Raw genomic sequence first — 24,729 nt, 5'->3', positions numbered from 1 at the left:
AAATACCCTTAAGTACTTCTCACATAAGGCTGTTATGGACACGGGCACCCGACTCAAACTCGTTCGCGAAAGCTACAAACTCTCCCAGCGCGAGCTGGCCCGTCGTAGCGGCGTCACCAATGCCACCATCTCCCTGATCGAACAGAACCGCGTCAGCCCCTCCGTCAGCTCCCTGAAAAAGCTGCTGGAAGGCATCCCCATGTCCCTGGCCGACTTCTTCACCTTCGACCAGCCGCCCCGGGAGCACCAATACGTGTTCCGCGCCAACGAACAGCCGGACCTGGGTCGCGACGGCCTGCGCCTGTTGATGATCGGCGCCCCGGTGGCCAACCGGCAGATGCGCTTTCTGCGCGAGCAGTACGCCCCCGGCGCCAGCTCCGGCGAAGAAGCCATCGTGCACAGCGAAGGCGAGGAGTGCGGCCTGGTGACTCGCGGTACCGTGGAGTTGACCGTGGACGGGCAAGTCAGCGTGCTCAACCCGGGGGATGGCTATTACTTCCCCACCACCTTGCCCCACAGCTTTCGCAACATTGGCCAGGATGAGGCGGAAATCATCAGCGCCAACACCCCGGCGAACTTCTAAGGGGCCGGGTAACTGATCCGGCTCGACCTGCTGCAACCCTATCCAGCCTGCGCCTTGTGTCGCAGGCTTTGTTTTTTAGGTCGGTGACTGCCGTTGCCGCGCTTGCGGTCAGGGCCTGGAGCGGGCGCCGTTCAGACAAGGAAGACCCATGATCAAGGACAGACGACAAACATTCCTCAGCGCTGCGCGCCTGGAGAACTTCTTCAGCAATTACCAGCACAGCGTGCAGTTCTTTGCCGAAAACACCTTTGAGGCCGACTCCGAAGCCCAGGAAAAGTCCCTCAGGGCCCGGCATTTCCAGAAGTGGATATTCAAGGAAATCCTCATCCGCTACACCGCCGGCCACGGCATCGACCTGCTGATTCCCTTGCTGGAAACCCTGGTGGACAGTTACGAACACCTGCAAAGACAACTGGCCGAGTACAACCAGATTCCGAATATCACCCCGTTGGCGATCGACGACTGGCTCGACCAGTACCAAGAGTGCGTCCAGGTGTTCAGCCTGTGCATCCTGCTGCACCGCACCGACCTGCTCCAACGCTTCGTGGCCCTGATCGACCCCGCGGGCTACGCCGGGGACGACACCCTCTACGAAGACCTGCTGTGCAAACTGCTGCCCGACCGATATGACGTCGATGACTGGTACCACGACGTCTACACACCGCTGATACAGGCCATCTACGCCGACGACCCGACCGAGGCCAGCGACCTTCTGCAGCAGTACTGTGACGACTGGTACCCCGCGTTCGAGCAAGCGCCCTGGCACGACAGCCACCTGCAAGGGGACGAGGGCAGCTATTGCGGGTATTGGGCGTTCGAGGCGGCGGCCATTGCCTTCCTATATGGCATCGATGACAGCGGGGTCGAGCACAGGGTCTATCCCAAGGATCTGGTGGCCTATGCGAGGAGTCTTCAGCCGAGCGATTCGAAGCATGTAGCGCCGGTGGTGGCGGGGCAGTCCTGCAGCAAGGCCGGTTATTGGTTTACCCCGGCGCAGCCGGAGTCGCGGCGCTGCTTTGCACAGGGGGAAGTGATGCCGGAGTTTGAGGGGGGAGCGGTCTGGTATTGGGTGGCGCAGGGGTAGGGGTGGGCTGCCATTCGTTGTAGCGTTTGCCAACCCTTGTTTCTGGTCGAATGCAGAAGGGGCTGCTATCGACTCAACGGCATCGTCCTTGAGTGGCAGTTTTCGGTCAGCAGTGGACTGCCCCTCGTCCGACGTACATGAGGTGCTTAATGAATAGCCGCTATTGCTTTTCTCATACCAGAGCAGCCCAAGACTTGCACACGGCACGTTTGCTGGTGGGTAAGCGACTGAGCGCGCTGATGCATGACCAGTACTATTTCAACGGGGAAAGGAGTCTGGGATATGTAGGCTCTATTGAATGGCATTTCGGCGGGCGAGAGGTGATATCCATGTACCTCTTGAGTGATGGTGAGAGTGTTGGGGCTGACATATACCCTATCAACACGCCTGTTTCCTTCGAGATAGAGCCTGGCGTGACCTGTGCCTGGAAAAGGGAAAACCTCCTTGCAGCGTTATCAGCGTCCCACCTTGAAGGCGAGAAAGTTCTCGAGGTCAAGGGCGTTCTCGATGCCCTCAATGGCCAGGTATCTCGGCTAGTCGGATTTAGGATCGAGTTTGAGTCCGGGGACTTCCTGATTTTTCTTAACCAGGGCGACGAGGCCGCCATGTTGGTCAATACGCTCCCGCCAGCATGCGTCGAAATTGAAACCAGCTTCGTGACCGTCATTCAATGAAAGCTATGGGGTGAAAAGCTTTCTCGTGGTGGGCTGTTTTCGTCCAAAAGCGGACGCGGGCGCAAGGTCCTGTCAGATGAGTACGCTGGATCTGTAGCTTCGCTATGAGCTCCGAAGGTATGTATGCAACCAGCTGCGATTCACTGAGGGGGGAGTGGCTGTTCAGGTGATATTACCGTGCTACTATCGCCGGCTTTTTTACAGAGTCGGTATCTTTTGTGTCGCTACCTATCGTTAGAGTTCCCCTGCTTGTTCGTGCCTTGTTGCTAGTGCTGGCATGTGGTGTAACCACACCCGCATTTGCCATGCAGATATTCGTCAAGACCCTCACTGGCAAGACCATCACGTTGGACGTTGAAGCTAGTGACACGCTCGAGAATGTCAAAGCCAAGATTCAGGATAAAGAAGGCATTCCTCCCGACAAGCAGACGCTGAGGTTTGCCGGAAAAACCCTGGAGGATGGCCGAACTCTTTCGGATTACAACATTGCAAAAGACTCGACGCTTCACCTGGTGATGGTGCAGATCGTATTGCAGCCTAGTGGGCTGGATGGACTTGCCCGGCAGGCGAGCGACGTGTCAAAACTCGCAGTGAACTCCGCTGTTTTAGTACTGAGTGGAAACCACGGGCACCCCCTGGATTTTCGTGTTGCCTCCGGCAAGCAAAATTGCGCTTGGCTAGCCGGAGATTGGGGCGGGGATGACCTCGGCGGTGCCGGTAGCTCGGTTGGGGTTGCTGAGGTCGGAGGGTGCCAGCGTCTTACGGAAAGCGGCGCGCAACTGGGGCTTGCGGTGGGCAAAAGCCGTGTACGCGACAGCTCTGGAGGGGCGAATGCCATCAAAGAGCAAGGATCCTACCTGTTGGTGGAGTTCATCGCGCCAGTGACCGCGCTGTCTCCCGATCTTTGGTCGACTCTGACCGCGTATTACAACCATGGCGATGCTGACATTCGCCGTGGTTATTCGACACTTTCAGGGGATGAGGGCTCAAGCGCCACTCCAGGAGTCGATACCGTGGCGTTGCGTACCCGGTTGGACTGGGAAGCTCTCTGGCGCCCCATGGGCGTCGAGCTCTCACCCTATGCAGACTTGAACTATGTGCAAACGCGAGTTTCATCCTATGACGAGGCCGGTGGTAGTCAGGCCATGTCGCTGGGTGAACGCAATCACAGCATTTCTGAGCTTCGGTTCGGGATGAATGGCAAGTACCTGTTAGCGGATCACCTTGAGTTGCTCGCCGGTATTGAAGGGGTTCGCCGTGTTCATGATGATGCTGACCCGATAGACGCCTATTGGGGGACGCAGCATTTTCGTCTGGACCCAGAGCAAAGCGACCGAGCCTGGATGCGCGGCCAGCTCGGAGTCGCGTGGTTGATGCTAGATAGTCGGTTGATGTTCTTGCTCAATGCCACCAATGAGGGGCAGCAGCCAGCACGCTGGGTGGCAATGAGTTGGACAGGTTCGTTCTGATACGGCCGCGATGAATCGTCACTTCTAGCCCCAAAACCTTTGCCATGAAGGAAAGCGGGACAGATTTTTTCCTACTGCTGGAAATCCTTGACTGCGCTTCTGGTCCGCAGGACCTCCCACAGATCCGCTTTGCCATCGGCCTGTTGCTCAGTGATGGCTTCGATCTGCTGCGTACCTTGGGTGATAGAACCTTAGGGCAGGCTGATCCGGCGTAACCTCGATTGAGTACTGAGGCAACGAAGAGGCGACGCAATGCGTCGCCTTTTTGCTTGAGCGGAGCACTTTCCAGAGATCGACCCTGCGCTGCTGTCCTGCCTCTGCCGTTGGCCTCAGCTCTGTTCGCTGACTTTTAAGAATGACCTTCGGGCCATGCCCGAACTCCTGCGATAGGGTCCCCTGTCTCCCGGATGGGAGGCTTTTTCACTCATGGCGCAGGGTGCCCAATGATCGCTTCTTCTCGCCTGGACGACAGCCATGTCTGCCCGATGCCGGGGCACGGCACCACTCCCATCGTGACCGCCTCCAGCAACGTCATCATCAACGGCATGGGTGCGGCCCGGGTCGGTGATGTCTGTGTCTGCGGCGCGGTGATTACCACAGGATTTCCTTCTGTGCTGGTCAATGGCCGGCCCCTGGCCCATGTGGGCAGCCTCAGCAGCCATGGCGGCACCCTTGTCAGCGGCTCTGGCGATACTTTCGGCGGCTCGCTCTTCGCGCCCGCCGATGGCTCGGTGGATGAGTTGCGCATGGCCACGCTGCTGGCCGATCCGGCGCTCACGGAAAAAGCCCAGGCGGCCAATGCGCTGGTCAGCCCGTTGGCTGCTTCCAAGGCGGCCCTTCAGGAGGGCGTCGAGCCGGGGTTTCATATTGTCGAGCAGCCCATGTCCCGCTCGGCACTAATAGAGCTTCGCTCAAGAGCGCCGGGCCAGCGGGGAGGCTGTTTCTAATGGGGAGTGTTGTTGGAGTGATTGCCTGGCCTGCGATGTACATCCGTGATGGGGGCGCAAGCATCGAAGATATCAATAACTTTCCCCGAGGCCTTAGAAGGAAGCTGGTGGTCTGGTACCGAGCAGGTGCAGTTCTATTGGGGGTTCTTCTTTTGCTGTGGTCTGTCGGTCAATACATGGGCTGGGTTAAGTGAGTGGTTGATGGCATTTCATATGCTTTACGTTTCAGGTAATGGTCGACTGATTCTGTTGCAAGTTCCGTCAGTATGGGATTCGGTGTCCCGACCCTGGGTGCGGGTGCTCTGTTCTGTGGGTTGATAGTAGTTGGAGGTTTTTTTAGGCTGCTGTCACTGCAAGTGGCTCCCTCTCCCAGGTCGAACAGAGCGTGTTAGCGCGTTGTACATTGACCTTCTTGAAGGAAGTCTTTTAACGCTGCCTGATAAATAGTTAACGGTTTGCTTTCGGTGCTGAGTAGGGCGAATGGGATTACTGCGAGGTGTGAGAACGATATTGAGCTTATGGAGTAGGATTTCTGTCTGCAAAAACCGTGACTATTGTTCAGTGTGAAATCGAACCTGAATAGGTTGGGTCTTGTACACCAGCTAGGAATCAAGCCAAGACTCAAGCCGGTTAAGTATTCTTGTACGCAAGCGCCGCCAGATGGAATCTCGGAGATTTTTATTTCTAATTCAGGAAGGCGTGGAGCTATAAGTCTTGAACTATTGTCTTGTGCATTTGGAATGATTTTCTGTGTTGCTTCGTATGCGCTCTTTGCGAAGCGGCTGTTTTTCCATGCAGAGTCCATTTTATAAGTGAAGCTGGAGATGGTTTCTTTTGTTCTGGGTTCGAAGTGTTCATTGATTGGTGGCTTGGACGTATATGATGTGCAGCCGGAGCATGTTATGGCAAAGCTGATAGCAATCAAGCTGTTAATTATTGAGTGACGCATCCTGAGCTTTCCCTGGCTATTAGTTGTTCGGTATTTATTTAGTTGAGCATTCATTACGTACCTTATGTACGTCAGGTTGACTCTGAGCAACCCCGATTGAGTTCTGAAGATACGAAAAAAGGCGACGCAATTCCTCTGCCGTTGCCCTCGGACCCGTTCACTGACTTTTAAAAACTACCTTAGGGCTCCGCCGTTCTGGTGGTGGGTGGCGCAGGGACAGCGGAGAGGCGGGTATCGGCTAGAGCAGAGAAAGGAAATCTACCCCTCTGCTCCAGTGCCTTGTTCTAAAAGTTGAAACGTTGGTCAAACACGGTCTGCTCGCCCACCGTCACGCTGCATTGGCGGGCTACTTCAGCCGGCATCACCTTGCCCAGCAACGGCGCCAGCGACTTGTAGAACACCTTGTCGCAGGCGTCGTCTTTGCTGAAGGCTTGGGTGTTACCGGCCGCGTCTGCCGTAATCCGGCAACCTGCCACCAATTCGGTGGGCAACTCGTTCAATGGCACTGTTGTCGAGCCGGAGCCCTGCAACTCGATCAGCTCGTTGCATGTGCCCTTGGCCAGACCTTCCTTGATGGCTTTGGTAAAGGCGACGCGTTGGTAGTCAGTACCGGTGAACAGAACCTGGTCGTTAACAGTGACTCGGTATTGTGAGGGTTTGAAGGCGATGGTCTTGATGCAGAATTGCGTGGTGACCGGTTTCCCATTGACCTCAGCGGTGGCCGCTTTGCAACCTGGGGTGGCCTGGGTGAAGGAGGTATCGGGCGAGCTGACACAACCGGCCAGTGATAGCAGACACACACCGAACAGCATTCTTTTCATGGGACTTCCTGTGCTCAAACACACCGCCTCCAGCAGGCGGCTCCGGACGCGGATCATACCAGCGACCTGTTGGCCAAAGGCGCAGAAAGGCAATGAGGCCCTTTAACTCGGCTACCGAACCCTATCTCGACAGCTGTCTGCTTCCGGCCCAGGCGGTGTGAAGAGCCCAGGTAAAAATCGAAACCCGCGTTTCTACATGAAAGCTGAGCTGTAGTGGTCGCCCCAAGAGACACGGACAGATTTATTTCTCTAGCCTAAACGTCCGCTGAACGATTTAGCCAATCTGTTGCATCGACCGGTTGAATCCACAGCCAAAAGCAGACATTCACGGGAGACAGCTATCGACCCATAGCGGCCCTTAGCGAAAGGCAGCTACCGGCCAGAAGCGGACTTCGGCTTGGTCCGCCTCGAGGCCGCGAATCAGAACGCCAGGGCTTTACGCGCCCCTAGAGCTGCATTACTGCGAGCGCCCTGCGCAGGGGCTCGTCGGATATCTGGATAGGACCATGAAATGGCACGTCCATGTCCAAAACAAGGTAAACGGAAGCCGCAATGAGCAATGACGAGATGATGAACATTCCTATCACCATCGAATTACGGGGAGCGCGGTATCCAAAACTGGCGAAAATGAGCGTCAACCAGGCAGCAAGCATCCCAATAAGCGGACCAGGAATCGCGCCCTCTGACTGCTCTACGATCCTCCAGCGTTGCTCAATGAGCGAATGATACTGCTGACGAATATCCTGAAGCATCGTTTCATGGTAGCGGTCCGGGGGCTTTATAAGAGCCAAAGACTTGCCTATATCATCCAGGTGTTTAGCCGCCTCGCTGTTACGATGCTGCAGCGCCTCGTCTCCCCGATACGGGGTCTCGATAGCGCGCTCAAGATAGATGATCAGACGGTTTCGCGTGTCTTGTGCCGCATCGCCATAGCCCCTCAGTGTCCGATCAAAAATGATCATGCTGGTTGCATACCCATGGAAGTTTGCATCAATGGACTCGAAAGTGTTTTTGGCAGAATTGATCATCAAACCAAAGACCAGCGATGTCATAACCACAAAAATGTTGGCTACTAGACGAATTACGGAGTTGGTGTCTTCATCCCTGTGGTGGGATGCCAGCTTTGGGTACCACTGCATCATGAGAAGCGAGGCAGCAACGAGGCACCCAAAAATGGCCAGTGCGATCCAGAGAGAGTTCATACATCAGCCCTGATCAATTGGAGTCAAGTCTTGAAGGATAGACCGTGGGGGTTCTCTGCGAATTCTGCTCGGTAGATACTGCGGTTGCACTCCGGGAATGCCCCCCATATTGGTTTTAACGCCAGCGCTGATCATCGGTAGATACTGGTCGAGTTCTGCCAATCCTTAGAGGCAACAGATCACGACCGTCTGCTTATGGCCGTTTTTAACGATGAGCGTGTCTCTTTATGTGGGTAAGCGCTTCAATCAGTCGTTCTTGAATCCCGGCAGTCCCTGGGCTTTCCGCCATTCCTTCACTGTTTTAGTAACTCCCTCGGCGGAGTTATCCGCACCGAGTTCAGGGTGGAAAATCAGGTCGTAGCCATCTGGATGGCCTGCGAGTCTGCTGAACTTTTCAAGTAACTCACCCAGCTCATCGTCCGTCCCGCCCTTGTTGACGACCCGTATGTTTTTGACGAAGGAAATGAATTCGGCTTCGGTAAAATCAGAAGTATCTTCCATGTTGTGCCTATTTTTTCTTGTGAAGATTAATGTGATTTTGTGGGTTTTTAACCCTCAAGCTTTCTGCCGTCATGCTGGAAACTCCACCCGTAGCCGCTAAACCCGCAACGGTGCTGACTGCACCCTTGGCCACGGCCTGTCCGGCCATTGATCGGGCCACATGATAGGCCGCGGTCTTGGTTCTTGGTGCGGTATGTGCGCTCGAAAGCACGGGTATTGGGTGGTGCAGGGGTAGGGCGTCCTAGCCCTTGTCGTCATGCACCAATATCCGGCCGTCATACCCACAACTGATCCAGCGACCGGCGCGGGTGGGGAGTACATCGGTTGCAAAGTTGTCGTGTGAGCCGATGATCGCCCCCTGCCGTGAGGGCAGGTTCCAGCGTCTGACGAATCCATCCTCGCCGCAGGTCAGCAGTATGTGTCGCGCCTCGAAGCGCACGCGCCGGACCGGCCCGTCATGAGCGGCCAGGCAATCCAGGAGCGCCAGCCTCGGTTCGGTCGCTAGCAGGTGCACCGCGCCGTCGAGATCACCAGCGGCCAAGGTGACGCTGCCATCGGCGTCGATCCAGCTCGCCAGCGTCCTCAGGGGGCGGCCCAGATCCAGTACTTGTACGCAGTCCCGCTCCTGGGGTTGCCACAGCCTGACGGTTCCGTCCTCCGATGCGCTGGCGAAACCGCCGTCGCCCGTAGGTGCGATCGCCCAGACCCAGCAGGCGTGGGCCTGACGCCGGTCCGCGGCACCTGTCGCCAGGTTCCAGACTGTCAGGCGTCCGTCAGCAGCCCCGGTCACGAAGCGGCCAGCGCCTAACCTTGCCGAGGACAGGACGGCCGAATCCGATGTGCCGACCAACCTTGACTTGCCGCTCGCCAAGGACCAATGCCGGATCGTACGGTCCCGCGAGTGAGAAACCAGCTCGCCAGGCGCCACTTCCACCAGACCCAGAATGGATTGTGTATGTCCGTCAAGCTGACCCAGGCAGCGGCCCTCGCGATCCCACAGCCGGATGGTTGCGTCACGCCCGGCGCTTGCCAAGCCCCTGTCGCCCAGGTCGGCAAGCGCCCATACGTACCCGTGGTGGCCCGGCTGGAAGGGACCGTCGACGTGCAAGGTATGCTGGGGCTCGTACATCAGGTCACTGCGCATGATGTATTTTTGGCCTGCGTCCACTAAGGCGCCGGCATGCCAGAGGGTGTGGTCGAATACGATCAGGCTGCCCTTTCGGGGGCGCAGCCTGAGCGTGGAATTCCGGTTCGACATGGCTGCGGACCGCCCCTCGAAGAACACGGTCTCTCCGCCGCTGAATGCATCGTCGTTAAGATAAATCATGAAGGTCAGGCGTGACTGCTGGCGCTGGCGATGGTGTACACCATCCTGATGGGCACGGAACTGGGTGCCGGGCCGGTAGCGGCAGAAGCGCAGCCGCTCATTGATGCCGACCAGACGCCACCCATCCTCATCGATCACCGTCCCCAGCCTCGGCATCCGCAAGGCGCAGTGCTTCAAACGCTCGAAGAGTCGACCAGCCAGAGCCGGGTCGTCTGTGACGATGCGGTCATTATCGCGGTACGAGGACGGGTAGTCAGACCCTGAGCTGGCGAACCCGCACTTCTGCGTGGCTTCTATCAACGCTTCGCACTCGCTGGCCGAAAGAAAGGCGTGGACCAGCACACAGCGTACCTGGTCACCCAGCGGTAGTTCGACCGAGGCCGACGGAGCAGTCGCCCCGGCCACCAGTTGTTCAGCGAAGGAATTCATCGTGATCTCCAAAGTTGGTCTGATAACCAATATTTGGAAAGCTAGGGTGCGACGGGGTCGATGTCAATGCTAAGCTGGTCGCGCAACCAACATTGGGAAGGTGACATGGCACGGCGCTCGAACACTGATGAAAGACGCGGCCAGATTGTGGCGGCACTCCAGGCCGTCATGGCCAAGGCCGGCTACGCAGGCGCAACCATAGCGGCCATCGCCCGGCACGCGGAGCTGGCGCCTGGCCTGGTGCACTACCACTTCAAGGACAAGCGCGAGATCTTGGTGGCACTGGTCGACTCACTGGCCGGCTACGCCCGTCAGCGCTACGAGGCCCGGGCCGCTGAGGCCCAGACGGCCGAGCAAAGGCTTCAAACCTATATTGCAGCACACCTGGCCTACGGTTCGGACGCGCAGCCCGATGCGGTGGCGGCGTGGGTGATGATCGGCGAGCAATCGGCCCACGACCCAGACGTGCGTGAGGTCTATCAGGCTGTGCTAGCGGCGCAGATGAAGCTTCTCAAGGGCCTGCTCCGGCAGCGATTCGCCGAACGCGGACGCCGCGCCCGAGGGCTCGACGCGCTGGTGGCGGGCATTACATGCTTTATCCAGGGGGCGTTCACGCTGTCCACCACGGCGCGGCCACTGCTGCCGACGGCCTTCGCCGCACCGACGTTGATCGATTGGGTGGAGCGCTACATTGATACGCAGGAGGAGCGATGATCAAACCGCCAGAAGGGCACAGTCTCTTTCCGGTCGGCGCGCACGGCGCCCCTGAGGTGCCTGATGGTGTGGGTTTCGCCGCCTGGGCCCGCCTCTGGGCAGAGCTCGGCGCCGGCTGCCCGCCGCGAGAAACCTACGAAGAGCTCCTTCGACGCTACCGCGAGCCCCATCGTGCGTACCACAACTGCCAGCATTTGCAGGAATGCCTCCAGGTGCGCCGACTGATCAACGCAGCCTGCCATGCCCCCGCTGAAGTCGACCTTGCACTTTGGTTTCATGACGCCATATACGACCCCCTTCGCAGCGACAACGAGTTGCGCAGTGCGCAATGGCTGGACGAGGTGGCACGTGATAGCGGCCTGGGCGATGAAATCCGCCGCAGGCTTTACGGCCTGATCATGGTGACGCGACACGACGGCGCTCCAGCGTCGGCAGACGAGGCCGTGTTGGTGGACACGGATCTGGCGATCCTTGGGGCACCGACCGCACGGTTTGAAGCGTACGACCGCCAAGTCCGTCGCGAGTACCGATATGTGCCTCTGTTTGTGTACCGCCGAAAGCGGCGCCAGGTCCTGGAAGGCTTCCTGGCACGCGGGCGCATCTATACGACTGCACCGTACTTCGATGCATTCGAACAGCAAGCCCGCGTCAATCTTGCCCGCGCCATCGAGCGTCTCGACTGAGAAACAGCCAACAGCGGAGGCGGGGCATTCGCCTTTTCAGGTGCCTGGTCACGCTGCAGTTCAACCGTCACCGCAAACAGATGACGGGGCATCGCCGGCCAAAAAACCATGGTTACCGGTCACACAGGCTGCCGTTGCGCCCGTGATATCGACCTAAGGCTTGGCCCGATCCCAGCGACATTCCGCCAATCGGTTCCGCTCTGTTCTGTCGATGTCGCAGCCGGCCGTTATCCACTTCCGGCTGCTGTGTGGCTTTTCGTGCTGACTGTCAGCAACCGGAGGCTTTGAGCCCGGTGCCGATGGTGACCGCGTTGACCTGCACCTTTTCAAAGGCCTTCTGCGCCGCGGCGTCGTATTTCTGGTCGCAGTTGAAGCGAGTTTCCATCACGTAGTCTTCGCCTTCTGCTTTGCGCATCTGCGATTCCCATTGGTCGGCGGCGCTGAGCGCGGCATCCGAGACCAGCACCACCTCCAGCAGCACCTCTCTGAAACCTATGGCGCGGGGGCCTTCCCAGTGGGCGTAGACGGAAGGGTCGGCGGCGTTGCCGCACATGCTCAGGCAACTGGCGCTGTAGCTCAGGCCGCCACCGGACGATTCGGTGAACGCGCCTACGGTGAGCGGCTTGCCAGGAGCGGGGGCGAAGGTGTCGACGAACTGGGTCAGGTCGGCCTGGCATTTGGGCGTCAGCTCCATGCGCAGTTTGCTGACTGTGCCGCCTTCTATGGTGGCGGTGATGTTGCAGCCCTGGACTTTGAACTTGTGCTCATCGCCGAAGGACTCTCGAGGGATTCCGGCGACGGATTCAAAGTACCGCTGATTGGTGCCCAGCATGTCGCCGGTGAAGACTTCGGCCACGGAGGCAGCATGGGCAACGTCAACGGACAGGGCCAGTGTTGAGGCAAAAAGGCTAAGGATCAGCTTGTTCATGGGAGAGTCCTTTCAATCGGCGACCAGAGTCTTTGGTCATCTTCAAGTGGGTTGGGGGACGGGAGTTTAGCAGGCGTTGCTGCTGTGTTCTTTGGGCGGCTTGCTGATTTCTCTGTGTACCGGCCATGCAGAAAGAGTTGTGGCCTGGTGCATTTTCTCGAGGAAATACCGGGTATCCGGAAAGCCGCGACCCATCCGTTCAAGGTCACCGACCGCCAAAGCAATCAGGGCCCGCAAATAGCTCATTCGACAGAAGGCACCGAGGCTTTGCTGCCCAAGCGAATCAGCTCATTGGAGAAGCACAGACCGAGGATGATCAGTGCCGCGCCCGCATACAGGCTTTCACGGGGAACTTCATTGAGCGCCACAAACGCCAGCAGCGCGGCGAACAGTGGCTCGGTCAACTCCAGCGCTTGCACTTGGGATGGCTTGAGGTACTCGATGGCCTTGGTGGTGCAGAAGAAGCCCAGGATTGTCGGCAGTGTGGCCAGCGCCAGCAGGGCGGCGATCGCCAGTGGCGACAGTTCGCCCAGCGTGAAGCCGTCGGCCGCCGCCGGCATCAGCAGGTACAGGCCGCCGAAGAACAACAATTGGCGGGTGAAATGCAGTCCTCCCGACACCCCCATGCGCTTCATGGCAACCGAAAAGGCCCCATAGCCGCAGCCGGCCATGGAGGCAAGCGCCGCACCTTCCAGGGTAAAGCCCTGCTGCAGGTCGCCGCCGAATATCACCGAGATCCCGGCGATGGCCAGTGCAGCGCCAACGGTGGCATTCGCGGTGATGGGATCCCTGAGAAAAATGCGCCCCAGAATGATCGAGGAAATGGAGGCGCTGGCCATCAGAACCACCACCACACCTGCCGCCGCGTAGTGTCGATAGGCGGAGGTTTCGAAATGGAACAGCACAAAGATGCCAAGGAAGGCGCAGATAGCCGCCTGGACCCATTGGCTCGATTTCGCCGGGCGCTTGAGGAAAAACAGCAAGATCGACAGCAGCACGCAACCCAGTAGGGTCTTGATGACAGCGACACTGCTCGCGGTGAAACCATTATTCATGAGGACTTTGCTGAGTACACCGATCGTTGCGTTCAGTGCCGCAGCACAGAGTGCAAACATGACGCCTTTGCTGAAAGTGGATTGCATCGATGACGATCCCTGTCGCTGAATGGTTGTTCGATAGAATGCCGCCCGCATCGACGGCGCACAGTTTGAGTGGACGAAGATCCCAGCCGTGATCGGGGCATAAGCTCGATCCCCCAGCTGGAGGTTGTCGAGCTTCTTGAAATGCCCGCAAGCAAGGCTGGAGAACGTGGCTGGATCAGGTGGACGTTCACTTCCGGGCAGCGCGGTAAAGTCCTGCCCAAGTGGATGGCCTAGGCAATGGGCTGTCCGGCAAACGAGCTCTCCACGCCGCAGGCGATTATGCACTGAGTACTCCCTCTACGGGATCCACACGCCCCGACAAGAGCCGAATGCAAGCACCCTGGTTGCGCTCGCCAGTTGATCAGCCCCCATCACTGAGCCGAGGAAAGCTCCTCCAGCCGGTGTCGCCCCGAAGGGACAGTCAGCCGGCCTGGCTCTTGGCGAGGCAAAGAGCGTTGACGAAGGTTGCAGTGTGCTGCAACGACTGACGTATATCCGGTTTGGCTATGCCATGCCTGCTGGCAAATTGCTCGACGGCCGCGGTATCAAAACGAGTGGTCTGGATGAAGTCCAAGGCTTCGGGCTGGGTATTCATGAATCGCGCGACAGGAGGAATGCTCAGTAGCCACTTCAGCAGTCGGAGCGAAACGTGATGCTTGGGAGACTTCAAGCCCAAAGGTTGTGCCACCTGCACCAACATTTCTCGCAAGTTGGGCGTTTGCGCATCCAGCGCCAGCAGTTCCTGGCCCGCCATGGCCGGATCAAAAGCACTCGCCGTCATCAGCTCCACCAGGTAGTCCACGGTGACCAGTGGCAGCCAGTGCCTGGCGGTACCGGGCACGGCCGTGAGCTTTCCCTGCACCAGGTTGCGTATCAGCGCCACCAGCGGCTGGCCGTCGAGAATATGCCCCGTGCGGCTGTGGCCACACACTGTCGCGGGGTGGACAACGGTCAGCTCTCCGCCCTTGGCGGACATGGTCTCCAGGGTCACAAAATGCGCTTCCAGCTTACTCGCCTCGTAACCACCGACATGCCGGTAAAGCGCAGGCCAATCGGTCCGCTGCGGATGGTGAGGATCGATGCCGATGCGTCGCAGGTGTTCATGATTTTGCAGCATGTAGCCGCCGATCATCACCAACCGGCTGTTTTGCTCAGCCGCCAGCAGCGCCACGCGCTTGGCTCCTTCCACGTTCACCGCACGAGACTGTTCCAAGGTAAGCCCCCAGGCGAAGTGGGCACCCAGGTGGAAGACGACTCTGGCGTGCCTCAACGCTTCTCGGTCGGCAGGACTCAGCCCGAGCTGATCCCGTTCCAGATCGCCGGCCACGGCCAATACCCGGGAGGCGCAGCCGCCCAAATGGTCGACTTGCTCCCGCAGTGCCGCGAGTCGCTCCGGGCGACGCATCAACACCCGAACGGTGTGACCTTTTGCACTCAGGTGTGCCAGCAAATGTTGACCGATGAAGCCGGTACCCCCGGTGACAAAGCACTCCACGCTCATTTCCCTGTTCCTTGTTGAAGGTGAGAAACCAAGCGTAAACTATCGACCCAACTCTATGGTCAAGTGGTGTTTTCATGAAAATTGGTGAAATCGAGGCCCGCAGCGGCGCCAGCCGCCATACGCTGCGTTACTACGAGCAAATCGGCCTGATCTCACCGCAGCGACGAACGAACAACTATCGTGTTTACACCGCGCAAACACTGCAGGACCTGGACTTTATCCAGCGCGCGCAAAGCATGGGGTTTTCCCTGGGGGAAATAGGCGAGATTCTCGATGCGCAGCGCAACAAGCTGATCGACTGTGCCGAGGGCGCCAAGCTCATTGAAAAAAAGATGGCAGAAATCAAACAGAAAATCGCCAACTTCCAAAGCATCTATCGGTATCTGGACGAAGAGCGTGCCAAGCTCGAAGCCAGTGCTGCCGAGCAACTTGCGCTGCAGCGGTTGAACGACGCTTCCAGCTGAGCGGCCCGCATCCAGCCATCGGCGTAGCCCCGCAGCAGTGCGTCATGCGCGGTCGACAGCAACAGGCCTGCCGAACCAGCACCTTTCCTGTGTGCTCAAGCCGGAAGCGGAGGTCGTGCTGGTTACCACAGGGCTCTGGCCGTAGTGGAGACCTAAGGTTTGGCCCGATCCCATCGACACTCCGCCAACCGCTGCACATCGGTTCCGCTCTTTTCTCGCCTGTCGATGTCGCCGTCGGCGTTCAGGTAGATATGGGTATGGGGCCATTGCGGGGTGATGCTGATGCAGTGATTACGCCCCGTGTTCTTGCTCCACCAGGAAAATTCCATGAAGAACTCGTCGTCGGGGAAGAGCACGCCATGATCGGTTGCGCCGCCTCCGGGAAGCATTCCTCCTTTATCAATCCGATCCTGGACATTCCAGATGTACCTGAGCTCATCCCGGCCGGCTTGGGAGTAGTGAACATTCACCCTTGGCAACGCGAAGTCCCAATGCGTGACCAGCCCAAACAGCAGCGGTATCCAGAGCAGCTTTACGTACCATGGCCGGCGCGTGCCTGCATGGAGGGGCCAGGGTTTCATCTCCATCCTTTGGGCGTATTTTTTTGGGGGGGCGTGGGTTGAGAGTGGAGACGGCAGTGTCGCAGCCGGTCGTTGTCCACTTCCGGCTGCTGGGCTGAATCGCCCTTAGCAATATTACGAAAAAATACAACGTTAAGACAGTCGATGAGTTGAAGGCTCTAACTAAAGGTGGCAGATCAACGACGCACAGGAATGATGGCGTTTTGAAGCATTCTGTAAGTCATGTAAACAAGTTATGAGTAGGCTAGAAATGGAAGATGGAGCCACACAATGATTGATAGTATAGAAGTTAAAGAGTTTGATGATCTGGAGGGGCAGTTGCTTGATGCGAATGTTTCTTATGGCGAGATGACGCGTGAGTACGCTAGTTATCTAATGGGTCTTATCCAAAGAGGTGAATTAAAAACTATTGCTGCCAGCAAGTTGGAAAAGTTGGTGCCGTTCTTGAAAGAGGCCATCTTGCGCGAGCGTATCGAAAGTGATGAGGTACTTCGAAAGAAGCTCACTGTCGATCTCTGGAAAATGGAGCAGCAAAGTCGCAAGGAAGATGAAGATTTTGCAAATTTCATCCGAGGTGTGCTCTATTGCTATGGTACAGAGGAGGTTTGGGAAGAGGAGGGCGATGGTCCAACCCCTATCTATCTTTACTTTTTGATCCTGAAAAAAATATTGCCGGGTCTGAGGAAAGATTTTATTAGTAGTTTTAATCGATTCCTTGGAGGGCGCAGCTAAGCCATTCTCTGTTTTTTTGTCGGGCTCAGATAATAATGGCTGGAGAGAATCTCTCCAGCATTACTTAGGCCAGAACTACAAAGATAGTGCAATCGGTTCATAAGAAATTTTAATCGCAAGGCTCAAAACACAACCCCGGACTAATACACAATGCAGGTTGGACAATAGTGGGGGCGGCTTATGTTCTTGAGGGGCTAACGGGCATCTTGTAATCCGCGATCAATGAGTCAAACCTGGCCACCAAGCCGGCCGAACCTGCTGCCATTGCCGCGGTCAACTCACTGGCGCGGTCAGCGCCGTTCAGCGCCTTTGAAAATCACCTTGGCCCCGCTGAAGCGGGGCAGTCCGTGCGTTCTCCTCGATATCACCCGGCAAGTGGTGCCGATCCGTCGTACTGCTCAAGCAGCTGCTGTTCAAGGGTCACGATGGCCTGTTTAACCTGCTCAACACAGTCGCTCACCAGGGGCATGTTCAGGTCGGGGCTCTGACAGGCATCTTCCAATTGCCGGCAGCTCTCCACCAGTTGCTCGCCTTTGACGACTCGTGCTGCCCCTTTGATGCGATGCGCCAACTCGGACAGTTCCGCTGTTGCTTGGTCGCGGAGCAGTGTCTCCAGGGTCTGCAGATCGGTGCGATTGTTGCTGAGCAATTCGCTCAGGATGTGCTGCAGCATGGTCGGCTCGCTGCCCACCAGGGTCTGCAACGACTCCAGATCGAATACCTGTGGGGATTGGCTGTTGACGCGTTCTTCGGGCGGCAGGGGGGCGCGTTCGTCTTCCTCGACTTGACCCAGGGCCAGCAGGCGCGCCTCCAGTTCATCCAGGCTGATGGGCTTGATCAGACAGTCATTCATTCCGGCCTGGATGCAGCGTTCCACTTCCTCAGGCTGGGCGTCGGCAGTCAGGCCGATGATCACGATCGGTTCGTTGTGCGTGTCGCGTTCATCCTGGCGAATTGAGCGGGCCAGTTCGGCACCGTTCATGACGGGCATGTGGCAGTCGGTGATGATCAGGTCAAGAGCGTGCTCGCGCCAGGTCTTCAGTGCCTGTTGTCCATTTTCCGCCTCGACTATGTCGTGCCCGAGAAACGCCAGTTGCTGTCCCAGGACCTGACGGTTCACCGGGTGGTCGTCCACCACCAGAATCTGCAGGCGGTACATCTGCCGTCGCTTGATGCTGGGTGCAGGTTCTACGGCGGCCAGGCGCTCCAGCACTTGAAGGCGAAGATCCACCTCCACCTGGGTGCCCTGGCCCAGGGTGCTGTTCATTGAGACAGTGCCGCCCATCATTTCGCACAGGGAGCGACAGATCACCAGTCCCAGGCCGGTGCCTTCGGTGTTCAGGACATTGCGTTCGACTTGGGCAAAAGGTTGGAACAGTCGCTGCTGGTTACTAGGAGATATGCCTATCCCTGAATCTTCGACGCGCAGTTTGACCTGTAGCAACGAGTTCTCCACCAGATCGCCGCTGATGCTCACTTTAATGAAGCCGGCTTCGGTGAACTTGATGGCGTTGCTTATCAGGTTGGACAGAATCTGCTTGAAGCGCATGCCGTCTACCAGCACATCGCAATTGATGCTGGAGTCGATTTCGAGGATGAGGCTCAGGCATTTCTGTCGTGCCAGACCTTCGAACACACGGGCTATGGATTCCACCAGCTCGCGCAGGTTGGCGCGTTTGGGCGAAAGGCTCAGGCGCCCCGACTCGATGCGGGCGATGTCGAGAATATCGCCGATCAGCTCCAGCAGGCTCTTGGCCGAGCTGTAGGCAATTTCGATGCTGGAGCGCTCAATCCGGTCGCTGTCGGCCCGTTTGAGCGCCAGTTCCAGAATGCCGATGATCGCGTTCATGGGGGTGCGGATTTCATGACTCATGGTGGCCAGGAACGTGGTCTTGGTGCGACTGGCCTGGTCGGCCAGGTTCTTCGCCTCTTTCAACTCCTGGACCAGATGCCGATGCTTGGTGATGTCCAGCCAGCCGCAGATAACGCCTTTGGTGACGCCATTGTTGTCCTGGAAGGGTTGGATCCAGTGATCGATCCAGACCTCCTTGCCCTGCAACTTGACCTGGTACACCGAACTGATGGTCTGACCGTCGCGTATGGCTTGCAGGTAGCTGTGATGCAGGTCGGGTTCAGCGCAGAAATGCTCCTTGGGCAGCTGTTGCACGGATTTGTGCAGAACCTGCTCGGCGCTCAGGCCGACACTCTGCAGGTAACTGCGGTTGCACGAGAGCATCTTGCCGTCCATGTCACGAATGTAGAGAACCGGAGGCATGTTTTCGGCCAGGGTCTCGATGAAGCGCAACTGGTCGTTCAGGGTTTTCTCGGCCTTGATCCGACGTCGCAGATAGAAGGCCCAGGCCAGTGTCAGCAACAGCAGGAGCGCCGCGGCGGCGATGATTTCGGCGATCAGCAGCGCATAGTCGCGCCAGGTTTCGCCACTCATGCCCGGTGGTGAGCGCCAGTGGTTGGCAATGGCGTTCAGATCGTCCGCTGGGAGACTGAGCAGGGCCTTGTCGAGTATGGACTGCAGCTCGGAGTCACTGCGCCGCAGAGCAAAGCTGGCGGTTGCCCGACTGGTGTGGATCAGGTCGGCGATGCTCAGGCGATTGTGAAACAGGCGGACAATGTAGTAGCGAGCGGCCGGCAACGACACCACGGCGGCGTCGGCGCTGCCGTCATAGACCTTGTTCATGGCATCCAGGGAAGCACTGGCCTCGATCAGTTGTGTGCGCGGATAGAGGTCGCGCAGATGTTGCAGGGTCACGTGACCTGATGGCACGGCAATACGCTTGCCTGCCAGATCCTCTGCTGTCAGCACCTGGTCCTGCATGCCACTGGGGGTGATCAGGACAAAGGGACTGGTCAAGAAGGGCCGGGTGAAACGTAGCTTGTCCTCGCGTTGCGGGCTGGCCGTCATGATGGCCATGTCCGCCTCGCCGTTGCTCATGGCTTCAATCTGTTGCGGATAGCTGCCGTTGCGCACCGTCACCTGGAAATGCAGGCCGGTGCGCTGCGAGATGATCTCCAGCAATTCGGCCGCGACTCCGGAGAACACCCCGTTGGCGTCGAAGAACGCCGCGGGGGCCAGGTCGTCGTTGATGATCAGGCGTATCACCGGGTGACGCTCGATCCAGCGTGATTCTTCTGGGGTCAACACAATCTTTTCGCCGGTGGGCACGAAACCGCTGCCAACCCAGCGCTGACTCAGATTGTTCAGTTTTTCCTTGCCGATGGCCTCGATGCTGCGGTCAAGGATGCGCTGAAGACGGGCGTTGTCCTTGTTGATCGCATAGCCATAGCCACCCGTCGCCAGGTCAACGAAGCGCTCGAACTTGAGAAAACCGTAGTAAGAGCGATTGATCTGGAAGTAGGCGCTGAGTACATCGTCCAGGTACATGTCGGCGTGACCGAATGCAGCGGCAGCCAGGGCTTCGTTGTGCGTGGGATAGATCATCAGGTGGGCACGAGGAAAGCGCGACTGCGCTTCGCCGCTGTGTTCCTTGACCACGGAGACTCGCAGCCCGGCCAGGTTTGCCGGGGACTGGCGCAACTCGTCGTTGCGCTTGAACAAGGCCAACCGGCCATCGGCGAACGGACGGGTGAAGCTGACGGCATTGCTGGAATGCCCGGGGCTGTTGTAGCTGCCCATCAAGTCGATGGAGGAGGCCTGCAGCGCCTGTAGGGCTTGTTCTCGGGTGGCGAAGGGAACCACCGTCATGCCGACTCCGAGCATCTGCCCGATCAATGAACTGACGTCCGCTGTAATGCCTTCGTAGTGACTGTCGTTGTAATCGACATTGAAGGGAGGCGACTCTTGTGCGACCACACCGATTTTCAACTCCGACTTATGCCGTAGCCAGTGCCAGTCCTCTTGTTCAAGTACCAGTTCTTGGTGATCGAGGCGCACCTCGCTATACAGCGTATTGGGCAGTAGGGGTGGCTGGGCCGCTGCCGTCTGAGCGGCAATGGTCACCAAGCAGGCAAGTAGCCAGATAAGTCGTGAGTGCATGGTCTCTTCAGAAAATGAGGGAGGCTTAGTTGAGTCGAGAACGCTGAAAATACAGAGTGAAAATAGTAGCTGTCGGGGGTTGCTTTGGCCTATCAATTTATATCGTTAGTGGGGGGACTTGAGGGCTTGTTGCAATAGGCGATGAAGTGACTTTCCGGCATGGGGCGGGCAAATAGAAAACCTTGGGCAATCGAGCCCCCCAACTTCAATAGTTGCTCCTGCTGTTCATGGGTTTCCACGCCTTCGATGATCACTGACATTCCCAGGGAGCCAGCCAGGGCCAAGGTATAGCGGATGATGGCGCTGCTTGCAGGGTGATGTCTCATCTTGCGCACGAAGTCGCGGTCCAACTTGATTTGGTTGAAGGGCAGCTCGTAGAGCCGTTCCAGAGACGCGAAGCCGGCGCCGAAATCGTCCATGGCCAAACCGCAGCCCATGAGCCGCAGGCGCACCATATTTTCCAGGCTGTACGCGGAAGCGCTCATCACACAGGTTTCGGTGATTTCAAAGGTGATGCAACTTGAAGGCACCTGGAAGAGCGCCAACAAGGACGTCACGGATTCAGTCAGAGTTGCGGAGGATAATTGTGAGGGGTGCAAGTTGAAGGAAAAATTCAGCGGTAGGTCGTTTCTTGCCAGTTTGCGCCGCAGCGCCAGACCTTGATCGAACAATTGCCAGAACAGTCGATCCAGTAGGTTGTGGTCTTCCATGATGTTCAGGAAGTGTGACGGCGGCAGCACCCCCAGTTGTGGGTGGTTCCAGCGAGCCAGGACTTCGGCGCCCAGCACGGCAGCGGTATCGAGTGCCGCCTTGGGTTGGTAGTAGGGTTCGAACTCTCCGTTGTCCAGACCGCGCAACACATCACCTAGCGTGGGCAGCGCAATGCTCTTGAGCGGACTGGCCAGGTCATGCCGCAGGGACTGGTATCGCTTCAGCAAGGTGGTCAGACGCTCCAGGTTGAAGGGTTTGCTCAGGCTTCCGAGAAAATGCAGACCCAGGCGCTTGATCATGGACACGGTGGTGTTGCGCAGCGCCAGATCAATCTGGCTGCAAAGGATGACCGCGCGCAGTTTGCCGCTGTGACTGGCGTGACGAAGGAAAGCCAGGCCGTCCATGCCGGGCATTTTCAAATCGCAGATGGCAATGTCGATGGCTTCACAACTTTCCAACAGTGCCAATGCCTGACTGCCGCTGATGGCTTCATGAATCTGGACGGGTATCACCTTCCTTAACGCAGTGATGGTAACCAGGCGTTGCAGGGGCTCATCTTCCAAAACTAGAACGTTCAGGTGTTGCATTGCTGGCTCGTGTTGTTGACTCGTCGGATATCTTGCTTAAGTCATTTGATACGGGGCCATTAGATGTATCTTCATGTCTTGTAGGAAATTTCCTAATGAAAAAATCAGAGCGTCTGAATTTTCCAATGATCGTCAATAACCACTTGTAAGTCGGGTCAAATCCGAGGAATTTGCGCCCTCGCAGTTGCTGCCCGGCGGCAAGTTATAAGGTGAAATGACATTATGCACAGCGTATTAATAGTGGATGATCATCCCGTCGTTCGATTGGCGGTGAAGGTTCTACTGGAAAAGCACGATATGCAGGTGGTGGGCGAAACCGATAACGGGCTGGATGCGATAGAACTGGTGCGCGAGCATGTTCCGAGTGTGGTGATTCTCGATATCGGCATTCCCAAACTCGATGGCCTCAAGGTGCTGTCCCGGATCAAGGCGCTGGGCTTGCCCACCGAGGTATTGGTGCTGACATCGCAGTCTGTCGAAAGCTTTTGCAAGCGCTGTATCCAGCTTGGCGCTAGAGGCTTCGTCAACAAGGAAGAAGACCTGAGCAACCTGGTGGTGGCGCTGAATGCGGTGCTGGCCGGCTATACCTTTTATCCTTCGCTGGTGAACGATGTTTCCAAGCCGGCTGCCGAGCAGTTGTCCGAGACCGAGCTGATTGGCTCACTGACCGATCGGGAAATGATCGTGCTGCAGTATCTGGCTCAGGGCTATTCCAACAAGGCCATCAGCGAGAAGCTGTTTCTCAGCAACAAGACCGTCAGCACCTACAAGGCTCGCTTGTTACAGAAGCTTGGTCAGGGCTCGCAAGTTGGCCTGGCAGAGTTCGCTAAGCGCCATGGGCTGATTCTCTGAAAGATGGCAAAGCGGCAACATTGATATTCGGCAACCCGATTTGAACTGCGGGTATCGGGGCATCCTCGTGGATGCTCCGATCAAGTCCGCAGATGTGCTGAATACGCCTGACTTCCCGATCCGCGCTCTTGTGAGCCATCTATAAAATTACCCCAAGCGCCAGTTCGCACGTCTGACGCTGAGCGCGCCGATCCCCGAAGACGCCACGATCATGAACTTCAGGCACCTGCTAGAAAAGCACCAACTGGCGCCCGTGACCCTTGTGGTCATCAACGGTTATTTGCAGGAAAAGGGGCTCTTTCTGCGCCAAGGCATCATCGTTGATATCACTATTGTTCATGCCCCGAGCTCGACCAAGATCGAATATTGAAAACGCAGGCGCGGGCCAAGATTGAGCATCCACTTCGGGTGATCAAGCGGCAGTTTGGTCAGGTGAGCGTGCGCTCTCGCGGACTGATGAAAAACACAGCCATCTGGCGACGCTGTTCGTCCTGTGAAACCAGCTGATGGGTATGGGCGTGTTACGCGTTTAACACGTGATACCGGGCAAAACATAATGCGTCGGCCGATGTTCGGAAATTGACGCTTCGTGACGCAGGAGTTTTGACTTGGAGCCGTTGCGCGACAAGTTGATCGGAGCATCACCGGGGATGCTCTGAGATTACTGGCACTGTTCAATACAGACATGAATCCTGACAGTCTGACCATTGTTGATGAGTCAATAATGGGCCTGGAGTATGACCGCTTGCGAGCCAGGTTTAACGAGATGTCAACTTCCTATGATTCGATTTTCCTCGTTGCCCAGTCGCAGATGTGGACTTTTAGTGTCTATGAAGTCGTGCGGACGAAGATCGAAAAAGCAAAGCACTATGTTAGAACTGCTGAGAGTTCCGGGCTGAGCCTAAAGCTGAAGGTCGAGAAAATTCAACTTCACTCAGCTGTCGTCCCATGGCATGAAGATATGTCTGGCGATCTTGGCGTCCATACATGTAGTGATCTTAGGGCGGTGAAATAGTTACTACTGTGGACCCACTGAATTGACCAGGCGTAACGTTTCCGCGCTTGACCAGGGTCGAGGTAATGGTCAGCGGTGTGGCCAGGTCTTGTGTAATCGGCACATTGATACCCGCTGTGGCATCCTTACCATTGACTGTTATCTTGCTGTACAGACTGCCATCGCTCTTGAGGCGTACGCCGTAGGAATCGGTCCGGGACGTCGAGACAGTCACGCTGGCTGGACCACGGCATTGCATCTGGATCTGCGTCGAGGCGGTTGCTCCGTCCACGGCATCGTCCATCAGGATCTTGTGGTCGATCACCGCATACCCTGTGACATTGCACTGCAGTGTTGGTAAAGCTACTGGGTAACAGTAACCAAGGGGATTTAGACCACCACCAATGGCTGGCCCAATTTTAACAGTAGTAAAACCGATGCAGAGGTCAGAGGGTGCATATTTCGAGGGTACAAAAATTGATCCGCTGAGCGGAATTCGAAACCCCTGATTCTGCAAATCCCTCAACAACTCCCCCATGTTAGAGTCACGACGCACGGGGACCTCCCAAGTGGCGTAATGAGCTGCTGAACTGTTGAAGGTCGACCTAATACGTGCACTCAGGCGTACAACACAAACTGTGTAAGCCGGATCTTTTGTTGAACAGGGGCTAGACGCATACGGATTATCCCAACTGGTCACATCGAAGTAGTAACGTGCCCCCCCTGAAACATACTCACTTTTAGTCGTGGTGATGGTGATGTTGTTGGACTGGGCCGACATACTCCACAGCAGCATCGCTGTCAGGGCGCCCTGCAGCACTGTCATATAGGCTTTCTTCATG

The 24,729-nt window shown here is 57.2% G+C and carries 21 protein-coding genes and 2 pseudogenes; 11 read left to right on the top strand and 12 right to left on the bottom strand.

Annotation, left to right across the window (positions count from 1 at the left end):
• Window positions 1-34 precede the first annotated feature (34 nt).
• The 5 genes and pseudogenes from J5M73_RS08115 to J5M73_RS08095 form a co-directional block, all read left to right on the top strand.
• Window positions 35-583 carry a cupin domain-containing protein gene (locus tag J5M73_RS08115; protein ID WP_015635120.1) on the top strand — a complete coding sequence of 183 codons (549 nt, stop codon included), beginning with the start codon at window positions 35-37 and terminating at the stop codon, window positions 581-583.
• A gap of 148 nt (window positions 584-731) precedes the next feature.
• Window positions 732-1,667 (top strand): PoNe immunity protein domain-containing protein, encoded by a 936-nt coding sequence (locus J5M73_RS08110; RefSeq protein ID WP_207815366.1) that lies wholly within the window; start codon window positions 732-734, stop codon window positions 1,665-1,667.
• Between the two features lie 239 nt (window positions 1,668-1,906).
• Window positions 1,907-2,341, top strand: a complete 435-nt coding sequence (locus J5M73_RS08105; protein WP_243433712.1) for a hypothetical protein — start codon at window positions 1,907-1,909, stop codon at window positions 2,339-2,341.
• A gap of 305 nt (window positions 2,342-2,646) precedes the next feature.
• A complete protein-coding gene (locus J5M73_RS08100; RefSeq protein ID WP_180988595.1) occupies window positions 2,647-3,810 on the top strand; it encodes a ubiquitin-like protein in 1,164 nt (387 codons plus the stop codon).
• 443 nt (window positions 3,811-4,253) lie between these two features.
• Window positions 4,254-4,640: pseudogene (locus J5M73_RS08095) on the top strand (PAAR domain-containing protein); the annotation flags it as partial.
• A gap of 505 nt (window positions 4,641-5,145) precedes the next feature.
• Here J5M73_RS08095 and J5M73_RS08090 read toward each other — a convergent pair.
• From J5M73_RS08090 to J5M73_RS08070, 5 genes are all read right to left on the bottom strand, one after another.
• Window positions 5,146-5,760 (bottom strand): hypothetical protein, encoded by a 615-nt coding sequence (locus J5M73_RS08090; RefSeq protein ID WP_243433711.1) that lies wholly within the window; start codon window positions 5,758-5,760, stop codon window positions 5,146-5,148.
• A gap of 230 nt (window positions 5,761-5,990) precedes the next feature.
• Window positions 5,991-6,584 (bottom strand): hypothetical protein, encoded by a 594-nt coding sequence (locus J5M73_RS08085; protein ID WP_207815359.1) that lies wholly within the window; start codon window positions 6,582-6,584, stop codon window positions 5,991-5,993.
• 389 nt (window positions 6,585-6,973) lie between these two features.
• Entirely contained in the window at window positions 6,974-7,729 is a 756-nt protein-coding gene (locus J5M73_RS08080) for a DUF4239 domain-containing protein (RefSeq protein WP_102864209.1), read from the bottom strand.
• A gap of 246 nt (window positions 7,730-7,975) precedes the next feature.
• Window positions 7,976-8,230 (bottom strand): bacteriocin immunity protein, encoded by a 255-nt coding sequence (locus tag J5M73_RS08075; RefSeq protein ID WP_102864210.1) that lies wholly within the window; start codon window positions 8,228-8,230, stop codon window positions 7,976-7,978.
• A gap of 241 nt (window positions 8,231-8,471) precedes the next feature.
• Window positions 8,472-9,986, bottom strand: a complete 1,515-nt coding sequence (locus J5M73_RS08070) for a 2OG-Fe(II) oxygenase (RefSeq protein ID WP_207815357.1) — start codon at window positions 9,984-9,986, stop codon at window positions 8,472-8,474.
• A 105-nt stretch (window positions 9,987-10,091) separates the two neighbouring features.
• Between J5M73_RS08070 and J5M73_RS08065 the strand changes: the two genes are divergently transcribed.
• The gene (locus J5M73_RS08065; RefSeq protein ID WP_207815355.1) at window positions 10,092-10,700 is read left to right on the top strand and encodes a TetR family transcriptional regulator; all 609 of its coding nucleotides are present in this window, start codon (window positions 10,092-10,094) and stop codon (window positions 10,698-10,700) included.
• Window positions 10,697-11,383: a hypothetical protein gene (locus J5M73_RS08060; protein WP_207815354.1), complete on the top strand. Its 687-nt coding sequence runs from the start codon at window positions 10,697-10,699 to the stop codon at window positions 11,381-11,383. Before J5M73_RS08065 ends, J5M73_RS08060 begins: the two co-directional genes overlap by 4 nt.
• 268 nt (window positions 11,384-11,651) lie before the next feature.
• On the opposite strand, the gene J5M73_RS08055 is transcribed toward J5M73_RS08060, so the two are convergent.
• From J5M73_RS08055 to J5M73_RS08045, 3 genes are all read right to left on the bottom strand, one after another.
• Window positions 11,652-12,311 (bottom strand): hypothetical protein, encoded by a 660-nt coding sequence (locus J5M73_RS08055; protein ID WP_115582135.1) that lies wholly within the window; start codon window positions 12,309-12,311, stop codon window positions 11,652-11,654.
• Between the two features lie 242 nt (window positions 12,312-12,553).
• A complete protein-coding gene (locus J5M73_RS08050) occupies window positions 12,554-13,453 on the bottom strand; it encodes an EamA family transporter (RefSeq protein ID WP_102864215.1) in 900 nt (299 codons plus the stop codon).
• A gap of 421 nt (window positions 13,454-13,874) precedes the next feature.
• A complete protein-coding gene (locus J5M73_RS08045) occupies window positions 13,875-14,954 on the bottom strand; it encodes an SDR family oxidoreductase (protein WP_207815352.1) in 1,080 nt (359 codons plus the stop codon).
• A 74-nt stretch (window positions 14,955-15,028) separates the two neighbouring features.
• On the opposite strand from J5M73_RS08045, the gene J5M73_RS08040 reads away from it, so the two are divergent.
• Window positions 15,029-15,418: a MerR family transcriptional regulator gene (locus tag J5M73_RS08040; RefSeq protein WP_102864217.1), complete on the top strand. Its 390-nt coding sequence runs from the start codon at window positions 15,029-15,031 to the stop codon at window positions 15,416-15,418.
• A gap of 152 nt (window positions 15,419-15,570) precedes the next feature.
• Here the strand turns inward: J5M73_RS08040 and J5M73_RS08035 are convergent, their stop codons facing one another.
• Window positions 15,571-15,999: a hypothetical protein gene (locus tag J5M73_RS08035; RefSeq protein WP_243433710.1), complete on the bottom strand. Its 429-nt coding sequence runs from the start codon at window positions 15,997-15,999 to the stop codon at window positions 15,571-15,573.
• A 270-nt stretch (window positions 16,000-16,269) separates the two neighbouring features.
• Between J5M73_RS08035 and J5M73_RS08030 the strand changes: the two genes are divergently transcribed.
• Window positions 16,270-16,731: a hypothetical protein gene (locus tag J5M73_RS08030; protein ID WP_123393064.1), complete on the top strand. Its 462-nt coding sequence runs from the start codon at window positions 16,270-16,272 to the stop codon at window positions 16,729-16,731.
• A 364-nt stretch (window positions 16,732-17,095) separates the two neighbouring features.
• Here J5M73_RS08030 and J5M73_RS08025 read toward each other — a convergent pair whose 3' ends face one another.
• Together J5M73_RS08025 and J5M73_RS08020 are read right to left on the bottom strand one after the other, a co-directional pair.
• Window positions 17,096-20,743, bottom strand: a complete 3,648-nt coding sequence (locus tag J5M73_RS08025; RefSeq protein ID WP_207815343.1) for a transporter substrate-binding domain-containing protein — start codon at window positions 20,741-20,743, stop codon at window positions 17,096-17,098.
• Between the two features lie 92 nt (window positions 20,744-20,835).
• A complete protein-coding gene (locus tag J5M73_RS08020) occupies window positions 20,836-22,041 on the bottom strand; it encodes an EAL domain-containing response regulator (RefSeq protein ID WP_207815342.1) in 1,206 nt (401 codons plus the stop codon).
• A gap of 222 nt (window positions 22,042-22,263) precedes the next feature.
• Between J5M73_RS08020 and J5M73_RS08015 the strand changes: the two genes are divergently transcribed.
• Both J5M73_RS08015 and J5M73_RS08010 read left to right on the top strand, forming a co-directional pair.
• A complete protein-coding gene (locus J5M73_RS08015) occupies window positions 22,264-22,893 on the top strand; it encodes a response regulator transcription factor (RefSeq protein ID WP_102879957.1) in 630 nt (209 codons plus the stop codon).
• A 134-nt stretch (window positions 22,894-23,027) separates the two neighbouring features.
• Window positions 23,028-23,390 (top strand): annotated as a pseudogene (locus J5M73_RS08010) (hypothetical protein); the annotation flags it as partial.
• Window positions 23,391-23,891: 501 nt separating this feature from the next.
• Here J5M73_RS08010 and J5M73_RS08005 read toward each other — a convergent pair.
• Window positions 23,892-24,728 carry a hypothetical protein gene (locus tag J5M73_RS08005; RefSeq protein ID WP_207815341.1) on the bottom strand — a complete coding sequence of 279 codons (837 nt, stop codon included), beginning with the start codon at window positions 24,726-24,728 and terminating at the stop codon, window positions 23,892-23,894.
• Window position 24,729: the final 1 nt, after the last annotated feature.

Source organism: Pseudomonas sp. 50_B (assembly GCF_017491625.1).
In the GTDB taxonomy this organism is placed as follows: Bacteria; Pseudomonadota; Gammaproteobacteria; order Pseudomonadales; family Pseudomonadaceae; genus Aquipseudomonas; species Aquipseudomonas danubii.
Note: the sequence above shows the minus strand (reverse complement) of the source record. Positions and strands in the feature narration are given on the sequence as shown.